The organism is Pseudomonas sp. B28(2017) (assembly GCF_002113025.1).
GTDB lineage: Bacteria > Pseudomonadota > Gammaproteobacteria > Pseudomonadales > Pseudomonadaceae > Aquipseudomonas.
On the sequence record NZ_NEJH01000007.1, the window covers coordinates 109,917 to 122,731 of the forward strand.

Consider the following 12,815-nt stretch of genomic DNA (forward strand, 5'->3'; position numbering starts at 1 on the left):
GCGTTTGAGAGCCCTACTTTTTCGTGACAGGATTCGCGAATGCCACTGAAAGCCAAAACCCGCAGTCGCAGTACAAGAATTGCTGTCACCCTGATCAGTGGATTGCTCCCGGTGCTTCTGGGGGCTGCCATTCTTTACATGCAAGCAGGGCGTGCGCTCAAACAAGACGCCGAACAAACCGCCGAAGAAGCGATTCGCCAGTTCGACCTGATGCTTGACAACAACTCCCAGGCCGCTCGCGAACTACTGCCGCTGTCCGGGCAAAGTTGTGCTGACGTCAAACTGGCCCTGCGCGAACAGGTCACTCGCCGCCCATTCGTGCGCGCGACCAATCTGGTGTGGGACAACAACCTTTATTGCAGCTCTTTGTTCGGCGACTACCAGGAGAAGGTCAACCCCGGTGACTACACTCAGGGCGCCTTGTGGCTCATGAATGGCAACCTGGTGACACCCGACACCGCCTTGCTGGTGTACCGGCTGAGCGAAGGGAAAAAAGGCGCGCTGACCACCCTCGATGGTTATCACTTGAGCAACATTCTGCGCTTGATCAGTCGCAAGACCCTGCTGTTGCTGCAGGTTGGCCCGGACTGGATGTCCGTGGATGGCAAGGTTCACACCGGTGTTGCGCCTGAACTGCCCGTTGCGCCGAGCCGCTTGACCTCCGAGCACTATGCATTTGCCGTGGAAGCCGGTTTCCCCGAAGGCGAAACCTGGCGTTACATGAGCAGCGAATATCCGCCGCTGTTCAGCCTGCTGATTTTCTTCGGTGTGATTGCCGGGTCAATCGGTCATTTCCTGCAAAAACGCTCATCGGCACCCACCCAGGAAATGCAACGGGCACTGGAAGCCGCAGAGTTCATTCCCTATTTCCAGCCCGTGGTGCATGGCGAGAGCAAAAGCTGGTCCGGCGCTGAAGTGCTGATGCGCTGGAAGCATCCGAAGGAAGGCCTGGTGCGTCCGGATCTGTTCATCCCGTTTGCCGAGCACTGCGGGCTGATCGTACCGATGACCCGCTCACTGATGCGACAAACCGCTGCCCTGCTCGCCCCGCAATCCGCCAGATTCAACAAACCGTTTCACATTGGCATCAACATCACCGCCAGCCATTGCCAGAACCTGGAACTGGTCAAGGATTGTCGCGAGTTTCTCGATGCGTTCGAACCGGGCTCGATCCATCTGGTGCTGGAACTGACCGAGCGCGAACTGATCGAGCCCACGGCCATCACCCTGCAACTGTTCGAGCAACTTCGCGAACTGGGCGTGAAAATCGCCATCGACGATTTTGGCACGGGTCACTCGAGCCTTGGCTACCTGCGGCAGTTCAATGTGGACTTCCTGAAAATCGACCAGAGTTTTGTCGCCATGATCGGTATCGACACACTCTCGAGCCACATCCTCGACAGCATCATCGAACTGGCAGTCAAGCTCGACCTTGCCCTGGTGGCCGAAGGTGTCGAGACCCCTGAGCAGAGTGATTACCTGAGCGTTCATCAGGTCAACTTCCTGCAAGGTTATCTGTTCGGCAAACCCATGCCCGGCGCGGAATTCATTAGTGCATTAAGCGACCATTAACTCGCGAATTTAATTGATAAAACAACGTTCACACGCACCAATTTGCATCAAAATACTACTACCCTTACATGAAAAAAAAGACAGGATTTACTCTTGGCCAATTAACTACTACAATTTTTCATGCCTGCGCTAAATTGGCAGGTGAGCCACTATCACCGAGTCGCTTCAAGGCTCTTGGCTTATAGCTTTGTTTGCGGTTGGTATCAGCCAAACACACTATTGGAGTAAAGATATTGTCCAGACTCGCTGAATTTCGTGCAGCCGAAAAGGCCCTTCAAGAACAGCTCAAGCAGCTGGAATCCCTGAAGAACGATGCCGGGCTCAAGAAAGAAATCGAATTCGAAGAGAAGCTCCAGGGCTTGATGAAAACCTATGGCAAGAGCCTGCGCGACATCATCGCCATTCTCGATCCCAACCCGGCAAAATCCGGCCTGCAGCAGGCAGCAGCACCGAAAACCCGCCGCGCCCGTGTGGTCAAGGTTTATCAGAACCCGCACACCGGCGAGCTTATTGAAACCAAGGGCGGCAACCACCGCGGCCTGAAAGCCTGGAAAGAACAGTACGGTGCGGCCACCGTTGACTCCTGGCTGCGCGGCTAACTCTCGCGGTGAAAAAAAGCCCTGCTTATGCAGGGCTTTTTCATGGGTTATCTAAATGCCCCGGGCGGGCACCGGACAATTACCTGACTGCCAACAACTTTGTGCTTAATCCATTTGGATATCTAAAATTTTCTTCATGCATCGAAAAAGCACTGTCGCCAACTAAAGTTTCAAGCTGTTACGGGCAGCGTCTATTTCTTCCTGGCTCGCCTTATAAGCTTCGGCCTGCCCTGCGTAGGAAAGAACATAGGCCTTCTCGGCATCCACCGCGGCCACCAATGTTTGGGAAAGCACGTGCCTGCCGTTTTGCGTGACGGTGCAGGTTGTTTCCAGCGCGGCCAATCGACTCAAGGTAGTCGAATGAATTCGCGTGCAGACACTTTGATAGCCGCCCTGAAAGAAGTCTTTTTGAACCGACTTGCGCATCTCCAGCAATACGCCTTCGAGGTTTACCTGGTGATCGCCTTGTACCGGACTCATGGTCAGTTCCATCACCATGAGCGGCGATCCATTCTGATCATTTTTCACCGCCCGCTGGCGACTGACCCCCGACGCCGATTCCGGCACTTCTTCGACCTGCCAGCCTTCCGGCCAAGTCACTACTGGCGCATCGGCGCGAGCAACGCCTGCCAGCGAAAACATGCTTAGCAGGATGAACAGCACGTTACGGATTCGAATCATTGCAGTGGGCACTCAAGGATCAAGCCGTAAAGTCTGGGCCCAGGCCGGCTGTCAGGCAATAGCTGACTGTTTGGGTTTGGTGATGTCCGACCCCTTGCGTATCATTGTCACCATTCGTTAGCCCACATATTTCCCGGAGGGCCCATGAGCCTGCACGAATTGAACACCTTCCCCGGCGTTACCGCCCAACCGGACGCCGCTACGCAGAAGTTCGTCTTCAACCACACCATGCTGCGGGTCAAGGACATCACCAAGTCCCTGGACTTCTACACACGTATCCTGGGTTTTACCCTGGTGGAAAAACGCGACTTCCCGGAAGCCGAATTCAGCCTGTATTTCCTGGCGCTGGTCGACAAAAGCCAGATCCCGGCCGATGCCGCCGCACGCACCGAGTGGATGAAATCGATCCCCGGCATTCTGGAACTGACTCACAACCATGGCACAGAGAACGATGCTGATTTCGCCTACCACAATGGCAACACCGACCCGCGCGGTTTCGGCCACATCTGCATCTCGGTACCGGACATCGTCGCCGCTTGCGAGCGCTTTGAAGCACTGGGCTGCGACTTCCAGAAACGCCTGAGCGATGGTCGCATGAAGAGCCTGGCGTTCATCAAGGACCCGGACGCCTACTGGGTCGAGATCATCCAGCCTGCTCCACTCTAATATCCACCACACATCCTCTGTGAGAGCGAGCCTGCTCGCGAAAGCGCCAGTCCATTCAAAATTGAAGTGACTGACAATCCGCCTTCGCGAGCAGGCTCGCTCCCACATGGGTGATGTTCAGGGCACAAAAAACCCCATGATCAATCATGGGGTTTTGTGTTTTCAACGCCGGGTTTTATGCCGGGGCGCAAGTGCGGATCAAGTGATCGAAGGCACTGAGAGAAGCTTTGGCGCCCTCGCCCACCGCGATCACGATCTGCTTGTACGGCACAGTGGTCACGTCGCCGGCGGCGAAAACACCCGGCACCGAGGTTTCACCGCGAGCGTCGACGATAATCTCGCCACGCGGTGATAACTCAACGGTGCCTTTGAGCCAATCGGTGTTCGGCAGCAGGCCGATCTGCACGAAGATCCCTTCCAGTTCCACACTGCGTAATTCATCGCTCTGACGATCCTTGTAGCGCAGGCCGTTGACCTTCTGACCGTCGCCGGCGACTTCAGTGGTTTGTGCACTGGTGATCACGGTGACGTTGGGCAGGCTGTGCAACTTGCGCTGCAATACCGCATCGGCACGCAACTGCACATCGAACTCCAGCAGCGTGACATGGGACACAATACCGGCCAGGTCGATGGCCGCTTCGACGCCGGAGTTGCCGCCACCAATCACTGCCACGCGCTTGCCCTTGAACAGAGGGCCGTCGCAGTGCGGGCAGTAGGCAACACCTTTGTTGCGGTATTGCTGCTCGCCCGGGACGTTCATTTCTCGCCACCGCGCACCGGTTGCCAGTATCACGGCCCTGGCCTGCAACGATGCACCGCTGGCGAAGTGAATCCGGTGCAGCTCGCCATTCTTGCCGGGCACCAATTTGTCGGCACGTTGCAGGTTCATGATGTCGACGTCGTACTGCTTGACGTGTTCTTCCAGAGCCACGGCCAGCTTCGGACCCTCGGTTTCCTGCACCGAGATAAAGTTCTCGATGGCCATGGTGTCCAACACCTGCCCACCAAAACGCTCGGCCGCGACACCAGTGCGGATGCCTTTGCGGGCCGCGTAGATTGCCGCCGAAGCGCCGGCCGGGCCACCGCCAACCACCAGCACATCAAAGGCTTCCTTGGCGCTGATTTTCTCGGCCTGGCGTTCGATGCCGCTGGTGTCGATCCTGGCAAGGATTTCTTCCAGCCCCATACGGCCCTGGCCGAAGTTCAAGCCATTGAGGTAAATGCTTGGCACGGCCATGATCTGGCGCTCATCGACTTCGGCCTGGAACAGCGCACCGTCAATGGCGACGTGGCGGATGTTCGGGTTGAGTACCGCCATCAGGTTCAGCGCCTGGACCACGTCCGGGCAGTTCTGGCACGACAGCGAGAAGTAAGTCTCGAAGTTGAACTCACCTTTGAGCGAGCGGATCTGTTCGATCACCTCGACACTGGCTTTGGACGGGTGACCGCCGACTTGCAGCAAGGCCAGCACCAAGGACGTGAATTCATGGCCCATCGGGATGCCGGCGAAACGCAGGCTGATATCCGCTCCCGGGCGGTTGATCGAGAACGACGGCTTGCGTGCATCATCGCCGTTGTCGAGCAAAGTAATCTGGGCGCAAAGACTGGCAACGTCTTTCAGCAGTTCGAGCATTTCCTGGGATTTCGCACCGTCGTCGAGGGATGCAACGATCTCGATCGGCTGAGTGACCCGTTCCAGGTACGATTTCAACTGGGCTTTAAGATTGGCGTCCAACATACGGGCGATTTCCTTTTTGCTGATTCATTTAGAGCAGACATAAAAAAACGCCCGAGCGAATCTCGCCCGGGCGTTTTTATTGGGCGGTGCAGCTTACTGAGTAGGCGCGGAGTTCCGCCCTGATGGTGCGATCACAGACTTAGATCTTGCCGACCAGGTCCAGGGACGGAGCCAGAGTGGCCTCGCCTTCTTTCCACTTGGCAGGGCAAACCTGGCCCGGGTGAGCAGCGACGTACTGGGCAGCCTTGATTTTGCGCAGCAGCTCGGAAGCGTCACGGCCTACGCCGCCATCGTTCAGCTCAACGATCTTGATCTGGCCTTCCGGGTTGATCACGAAGGTGCCACGGTCAGCCAGACCGGCTTCTTCGATCAGCACGTCGAAGTTGCGGGAGATGGCGTGGGTCGGGTCGCCGATCATGGTGTACTGGATTTTGCCGATGGCTGGCGAAGTGTTGTGCCAGGCCGCGTGGGCAAAGTGGGTATCGGTGGAAACACTGTAGATCTCGACGCCCAGTTTCTGGAATGCGTCGTAGTTGTCAGCCAGGTCTTCCAGCTCGGTCGGGCATACGAAGGTGAAATCTGCCGGGTAGAAGAAAACCACCGACCATTTGCCTTTCAGGTCAGCGTCCGAGACTTTTACGAAGTCGCCATTTTTGAATGCGTCAGCTTTGAACGGTTTAACTTGGCTGTTGATGATAGGCATCGTTGACTCTCCGTCAGGGGGTTAAGAAGTTGATGGAGAGAACTTTACCCACTCGTCGGACAGAAGGCTCATTGGCAAACCTCATGCTGCTGATTGGCTTTCGCTATTAGCCGACTGTATTAATAGAAGAAAACCATCTAGGGCCCAACCGGCCTTTCTGTAATGCGTGCCATCCCGAGGAAAGGACTGGCCTCGATGTAACGCATGGCCGACTTCATGTCCTTCCAGCCCACGTAACTCATGAGCGACTTCAGATCCCAGCCACTTTGATGCGCCCAGGTCGCAAAGCCGCGGCGCAAAGAGTGGCTGGTGTAGAGTTCGGCCGCAATGCCGGCGCGCTCCAGCGCCTGACGCAATAACGGAATCACGCTATTGGCGTGCAATCCCTCCTCGCCCAGATTCCCCCAGCGGTCGATGCCACGGAACACCGGCCCACGCACCAGTGCTGCCTCGCTAATCCAGTCGATATAAGCCTGCACCGGACACAAGCGCTGCAAGGCCGGCGTTTGATATGTCTTGCCGAGGTTGTCGCGATCACTCTTGCTGCGCGGCAGATAGAGACTGATGCCGGAACCGGCGCTGGCCTGCACGTGTTCAACCTGAAGCCGGCACAACTCATCGCTACGAAAGCCGCGCCAGAAGCCCAGCAGGATCAACGCCATGTCGCGCCTGGCCCGCAGTAAACCCGGTCGGTCGCCTTCGGCCCTCGCGACTTGCACTTCTTGCTCCAGACAACTGACCACCTGTTCCAGATGCTGAAGCTGCAACGGCTCGGCTTGTTTTTCCTGGGCTGGGTGCAGCGCGCGGATGCCCTTGAACACCTTGCGCACCACCGGCGCCTTGGTGGGATCGGCAAAACCCTGGCTGTTGTGCCACTGCGCCAATGCCGACAAACGCAGTTTCAGCGTATTGATCGATAACACGCCGGCATGGGCCACCAGGTAGCGCGCCACGCTGTCGCCGGTTGCCGGCAGTAAACCGCCCCACGCGACTTCGAAGTGTTCGATGGCTGCCCGATAGCTGCGACGGGTGTTGTCTCGAGTCGCCGCTTGCAGATAGCGATCCAGATCGCTCATAGAAAATGAACCTGTTTTGACCGACTTGTAGGAGCTCGCTCGCGATGGTTGTCAACGATAACGCTGGCTGGCAGGTGCCCCGCAGCGTTCTCGGTTTTTTCGTCGGAGCGCCGCCCGGAGCAAGCTCGCTCCTACAGGGTTTGTGTACGGAAACAGCGCGAGGAATACCTCGAAACTGCGCTCACACGGGGTAATACCAGTATATCCCGTGTCATAAAGATTAAGCATTTAACTTTCTGATTTGAATGGTACAATGTGTATTTACGTGGTACGTACCACATTATAAAAACCGGGAGAACTCATGGCACGCGGCGGTGTAAATAAAGCGGTGGTGCAAGCCGCTCGGTTGGCGATCCTCGCCCGTGGCGAAAACCCCAGCATCGACGCTGTACGCATCGAGATGGGCAATACCGGTTCGAAAACCACGATTCATCGCTACCTCAAAGAGCTCGATGACAGGAACGAACCGGTCGAAGCACCGGCGGAACCGATTGACGACGAACTGATGGCGCTGGTGGCGCGGCTCGCACAACGCCTGAAGGAGCAAGCACAGGAGCCCATCGACCAGGCGCGCGCGCAGTACGAGGAACAACGCAAGGCGCTGGAAAACCAGCTCGGCGAAGCGCAAGAGGCCAACAGCGAACTGCACCAGCAATACGAGTTTCAGAGCCTGGCGCTGACCCAGGAATCCGAGGCCCTGCAAGAAACCCGCGCCATGCTGCAAACGGAGCAAACCCGCAACGCCGGGCTGAACCAGGCGCTGGCCGACTTCGAATTGCGCTTGAAAGACAAGGACGAGCAGATTCGCTCCCTTGAAGAAAAACACCTGCACACTCGGGACGCACTGGAGCACTACCGCAACGCGGTCAAGGAACAGCGCGAACAGGAATTGAGTCGCCATGAAAGCCAGGTGCAACAACTGCAGATGGAACTGCGCCAGGCACAACAAAGCGCGCTGGTACGCCAGGACGAAATCACCCAATTGCACCGCGACAACGAACGCTTGCTGACTGAAAACCGCGGCACGCTGCGCGAGCTGAGCCTGTTGCAAGAACAGCTCAAGCAAAGCAACACCCGTCAGGATCAGTTGCTGGAACAGGCCACCCGCGTCGACAGCGAACGCACCCTACTCCAGGAACGCCTGCGCGTTGCCCTGCTGGAAAGCCAGGCACTCAAACAGAACGTCGACGAGCAGTCGCAGCTCAACAAGTCACTGGAAATCGAGCTGAGCAAAACCCGGACGGATCTGGAAGAACGCGTGCGTCTGGCCGCAACCATTGCGGCAGCGGCAGACGCAGCGAAGGACGATTAACCGGCGACCGGCGACCGCATGGTGACGAACTCTTCGGCGGCCGTCGGGTGCACACCGATGGTTTCGTCGAAGTGGCGCTTGGTGGCGCCAGCCTTCAAGGCAATCGCCAGACCCTGGACGATTTCACCGGCATCCGGACCGACCATGTGGCAACCCAGCACTTTGTCGGTCGCGGCGTCGACCACCAGCTTCATCAGCGTGCGCTCCTGGCATTCAGTCAGGGTCAGCTTCATCGGCCGGAAGCGGCTTTCGAAGATCTGCACGTCATGACCGGCTTCGCGGGCCTCCTCCTCGGTCAACCCGACGGTGCCGATGTTTGGCAGGCTGAACACCGCCGTCGGGATCATCTTGTAATCCACCGGACGATACTGCTCTGGCTTGAACAGGCGTCGCGCAACCGCCATGCCCTCTGCCAGGGCAACCGGTGTCAGCTGAACACGGCCGATCACATCGCCCAGCGCCAGGATCGACGGCTCGGCGGTCTGATACTGCTCATCGACCTCGACAAAACCTTTCCGGTCGAGTTTGACCCCGGTGTTTTCCAGCCCGAGATTGTCCAGCATCGGACGACGGCCCGTGGCGTAGAACACGCAATCGGCTTCCAGCTGGCGACCATCCTTGAGCGTGACCTTCAGGCTACCGTCGGCCTGCTTGTCGATGCGCTCGATGTCCGCGTTGAATTGCAGGTCCATGCCGCGCTTGGTCAGCTCTTCCTGCAAGTGCTTGCGCACGGAAGTGTCGAAGCCGCGCAGGAACAGTTCACCGCGATACAACAGCGTGGTCTCGGCACCCAGGCCGTGGAAGATCCCGGCGAACTCGACCGCAATGTAGCCACCGCCCACCACCAACACGCGCTTGGGCAGCGTTTTAAGGAAGAATGCCTGGTTGGAACTGATGGCATGCTCGTGCCCCGGGATTTCCGGAATCTGCGGCCAGCCGCCGGTAGCGATCAGGATATTTTTGGCGGTAAAACGCTCGCCATTGATCTCGACCTGATGCGGATCGACGATCTTCGCGTGGCCTTCATGCAAGGTCACGCCACTGTTGACCAGCAGGTTGCGATAAATGCCATTGAGGCGGTTGATCTCGCGGTCCTTGTTGGCGATCAGCGTCGCCCAATCGAACTGCGCCTCATCCAGGCTCCAGCCAAAACCGGAAGCCTGCTCGAAGTCTTCGGCGAAATGCGCACCGTAGACCAGCAACTTTTTCGGCACGCAGCCGACGTTCACACAGGTACCGCCCAGGTAGCGGCTCTCGGCCACGGCCACTTTCGCACCGAACCCGGCGGCAAACCGCGCAGCCCGCACACCGCCAGAACCGGCACCAATCACGTAAAGGTCAAAATCGTAGGCCATTTTCAATCTCCTCGGCAGGTGACCAGCATACCTGCGGACGGCCGCCGAGCAAGCATTGTGCTGAAATGCTCGGGCCGTGCAATGCGCGGCCCAATCTTCGTTTTCGATCAATGCCCCTTTGCAGATTGCGTTTTCGGTATCCGCAGGGTGCACCAAGCAATCAAAATTACCATCAGTGCCAAGCCGAACGTCACCCACGAAACCAAACCGATTCCACCTTCGAATGCCCTTCCCGCCTGCGCCATCAACTCCCTTGCTTGATCACCCGACAAGTCTGCCGCCACATGATAGGCGCCAGACAGCGTCTCACTCGCCAGCATCAACTGCACTTCGCTGAGGAACCCCGGAAGCTGCAATGCACCGCGATAGTAGGCAGTGACTACACCGCCGAGCACTGTTGTCCCCAAAACTACGCCCACTTCATAGGCCGTTTCGCTAATGGCCGACGCCGCGCCCGCCTTTGCCGGTGGTGCGGCTGACAAAATCACATCATTGGACACAGTCGCGATCGCGCCCACGCCAATGTTCAGCAAGGCAAAAGCCACCACTAGAACGGTCAGACTACTGCCCATGCTGGCGACCAGCAAAAACGCCGCTCCAGCAAACGCGATCAGAATCGGTATCAGCACATGCACCTGTAATCGCTGTGCGACAGGCACGACCGCCATCCCCACTACAACCGCCATGACCTGACCAGGAACCAATGCGAGGCTAGCACTCAAGGGCGACATCTGAAGAACGATCTGCAGAAACTGAGTGGTAAAGAATACGAAGCCGACGAGAAACGCGAGACTCATCAAATTGATCACCACAGAGCCGCTAAAGGTGCCACTGCGGAACAGACTCAGATCCATCAGCGGCACTGGCAGACGTAACTGTCGACGCACAAACATCCAGCCCGCAACTGCACCTGATGCAAATGCTGCCAGCGCCATCCAGTCGATAGCATTACTGGCGCTGTGTTTAATGCCGTAAACAATGGCACCAAGGGCTACCATTGATTGCAGGATGCTTATCGGATCCAACGACCCTGAAGCATCTCGCTCGGATTCAGGCAACAACAGTGGCCCCAACACCAGCAGTGGCACCAGCACGGGCACCGCCAACAGGAAAATCGCCCCCCAACTGAAGAACTCCAGCAACACCCCGCCCACCAAAGGTCCGAGTGCCGAGCCGACCGTCAACGTCGTTGCCCAGATCGCGACCGCCAGCCTGCGTTCTTCTCGGTCCTCGAACAGCGAACGTATCAGCGCCAACGTTGAGGGCATCAGCATTGCACCGAAAATGCCCATACAAGCCCGCCCGGCAATCAATTGCGTAGCGGTATCCGAATACGCGGTTAGCACCGACACAATCGCAAAACCCAAAGACCCGGCCAGCAACAACTTACGATGACCAACTCGATCTCCCAGACTCCCCATCGACACCAGCAATCCCGCCAATACCAGCGAGTAAGCGTCGATGATCCACAGCTGCTGGCCAGCACTCGGACGCAGGGCCTCGGCAATCTTTGGCAACGCGAACCCAAGCACCGTGTTGTCAACTGTCACCAGCAATACTGGCAGCATCAGCACGCTTAGGCCTAACCAACGCTTTGATCTGCGTTGTGCCTCCTCCCCTGTTAACGCCATCTACGAAATTCCTTTTACTCATAAAAAAACAAGGCAGCTTCCTTGCCCCAGAGAGTCGATCTCTATGCACATTCGGGGAGAAGATTTGGCCAGTAAAGCAACGCGTCAGCTGATATTCACATTTAATACAAACGTTACTAAGAAGCCGCAAACTCATTTTCCCACTGCGGCCAGATAATCAGAATTTTCTCTCGAAAAACCTGGCGATGGATGTCAGACAATACTTACATTTCGTTGGTTTGAATGGATTCAGCCCGCACAAAAGCAAACGCCCCGAACAAGTCGGGGCGTTTGCTTTGACCCTCATCAGCGTGTTTTCACACAGTCTGCGAAGGTGGCTTTTCGATACAACAGGTCGCCGGCTATCAGTAAGCCTTGCCCGTCTTGTAGAAGTTCTCGAAGCAGAAGTTGGTCGCGTCGATGTAGCCTTCGGCGCCACCGCAGTCGAAACGCTTGCCCTTGAACTTGTAGGCGATCACGCAACCATCCTGCGCCTGTTTCATCAGAGCGTCAGTGATCTGGATCTCGCCGCCTTTGCCTGGCTCGGTTTGTTCGATCAGGCTGAAGATGTCCGGCGTCATGATGTAACGACCGATGATCGCCAGGTTCGACGGGGCATCTTCCGGTTTTGGCTTCTCGACCATGTTGCGCACGCGGTACAGGTCGTCGCCGATCAGGTCGCCTGCAATCACGCCGTACTTGCTGGTTTCCTGCGGATCTACTTCCATGATCGCGACGATGGTGCAGCGGTACTGCTTGTACAGCTTGACCATCTGCTTCAGTACGCCGTCACCTTCCAGGTTGACGCACAGGTCATCCGCCAACACCACGGCGAACGGCTCGTCGCCGATGAGCGGGCGACCGGTCAGGATCGCGTGGCCCAGACCTTTCATTTCGGTCTGACGAGTGTAGGAGAACGAACACTCATCCAACAGGCGACGGATGCCGACCAGGTATTTCTCCTTGTCGGTGCCCTTGATCTGGTTTTCCAGCTCGTAGCTGATGTCGAAGTGGTCTTCCAGGGCGCGTTTGCCGCGACCGGTGACGATGGAGATTTCGTTCAAGCCGGCATCCAGTGCTTCTTCGACGCCGTACTGGATCAGTGGCTTGTTCACCACCGGCAGCATTTCTTTGGGCATGGCTTTAGTCGCTGGCAGGAAGCGAGTACCGTAACCGGCTGCTGGGAACAAGCATTTCTTGATCATATAAGTCCTTGAAAGGGCTGTGTGTACGAGTTTCGGCGCAGTCTAATCAGGCGGCGTGCACCTTACAATGCCCCGCGCTGGCTAACCGATGCCAACATAGAGAAATATTCTTGCCGATAGTTCCCTGCGCGGGTGTGCAGGTTACCGGGCAAACTCTTATGCATAGCAGAAATTCGCGCAATTGCACGCTTTCTACCGCAACTGACATCCCCCCAACGGCACCCGCTGCGCGCGTTTGGCGGTATCATGGCGCGATTGAACCAGAGAACGAGGTTAA

At 57.1% G+C, this 12,815-nt stretch carries 11 protein-coding genes; 4 read left to right on the plus strand and 7 right to left on the minus strand.

The features are described from left to right. The first annotated feature begins 39 nt into the window (after positions 1-39). The gene (locus CAF65_RS18565; protein ID WP_085717591.1) at positions 40-1,572 is read left to right on the plus strand and encodes an EAL domain-containing protein; all 1,533 of its coding nucleotides are present in this window, start codon (positions 40-42) and stop codon (positions 1,570-1,572) included. Between the two features lie 233 nt (positions 1,573-1,805). Further along, the gene (locus CAF65_RS18570; protein ID WP_008075430.1) at positions 1,806-2,171 is read left to right on the plus strand and encodes a histone-like nucleoid-structuring protein, MvaT/MvaU family; all 366 of its coding nucleotides are present in this window, start codon (positions 1,806-1,808) and stop codon (positions 2,169-2,171) included. Between the two features lie 162 nt (positions 2,172-2,333). Here the strand turns inward: CAF65_RS18570 and CAF65_RS18575 are convergent, their stop codons facing one another. Beyond that, complete coding sequence (locus CAF65_RS18575) at positions 2,334-2,852, minus strand: DUF4946 domain-containing protein (protein ID WP_085717592.1); 519 nt, start codon at positions 2,850-2,852, stop codon at positions 2,334-2,336. Between the two features lie 144 nt (positions 2,853-2,996). Between CAF65_RS18575 and gloA the strand changes: the two genes are divergently transcribed. Then, the gene (gene gloA, locus CAF65_RS18580; RefSeq protein WP_085717593.1) at positions 2,997-3,518 is read left to right on the plus strand and encodes a lactoylglutathione lyase; all 522 of its coding nucleotides are present in this window, start codon (positions 2,997-2,999) and stop codon (positions 3,516-3,518) included. Between the two features lie 175 nt (positions 3,519-3,693). Here gloA and ahpF read toward each other — a convergent pair whose 3' ends face one another. The 3 genes from ahpF to CAF65_RS18595 all read right to left on the minus strand — a co-directional run bounded on the left by ahpF (position 3,694) and on the right by CAF65_RS18595 (position 7,035). After that, positions 3,694-5,256 carry an alkyl hydroperoxide reductase subunit F gene (gene ahpF, locus CAF65_RS18585; RefSeq protein WP_085717594.1) on the minus strand — a complete coding sequence of 521 codons (1,563 nt, stop codon included), beginning with the start codon at positions 5,254-5,256 and terminating at the stop codon, positions 3,694-3,696. A 139-nt stretch (positions 5,257-5,395) separates the two neighbouring features. After that, on the minus strand, positions 5,396-5,959 hold the full coding sequence (gene ahpC / locus CAF65_RS18590) for an alkyl hydroperoxide reductase subunit C (RefSeq protein ID WP_007975937.1): 564 nt from the start codon (positions 5,957-5,959) through the stop codon (positions 5,396-5,398). Positions 5,960-6,096: 137 nt separating this feature from the next. Next, positions 6,097-7,035: a site-specific integrase gene (locus CAF65_RS18595; RefSeq protein WP_085717595.1), complete on the minus strand. Its 939-nt coding sequence runs from the start codon at positions 7,033-7,035 to the stop codon at positions 6,097-6,099. Positions 7,036-7,336: 301 nt separating this feature from the next. Between CAF65_RS18595 and CAF65_RS18600 the strand changes: the two genes are divergently transcribed. After that, on the plus strand, positions 7,337-8,347 hold the full coding sequence (locus CAF65_RS18600; protein WP_085717596.1) for a DNA-binding protein: 1,011 nt from the start codon (positions 7,337-7,339) through the stop codon (positions 8,345-8,347). On the opposite strand, the gene gorA is transcribed toward CAF65_RS18600, so the two are convergent. The 3 genes from gorA to galU form a co-directional block, all read right to left on the minus strand. Beyond that, complete coding sequence (gorA, locus tag CAF65_RS18605) at positions 8,344-9,702, minus strand: glutathione-disulfide reductase (RefSeq protein ID WP_085717597.1); 1,359 nt, start codon at positions 9,700-9,702, stop codon at positions 8,344-8,346. The genes CAF65_RS18600 and gorA overlap by 4 nt on opposite strands. Positions 9,703-9,809: 107 nt before the next feature. Then, positions 9,810-11,333, minus strand: a complete 1,524-nt coding sequence (locus tag CAF65_RS18610; protein ID WP_085717598.1) for an MFS transporter — start codon at positions 11,331-11,333, stop codon at positions 9,810-9,812. A gap of 365 nt (positions 11,334-11,698) precedes the next feature. Then, positions 11,699-12,538, minus strand: coding sequence for a UTP--glucose-1-phosphate uridylyltransferase GalU (gene galU, locus CAF65_RS18615; protein ID WP_007975949.1), 840 nt, complete (start codon positions 12,536-12,538; stop codon positions 11,699-11,701). Positions 12,539-12,815 lie beyond the last annotated feature (277 nt).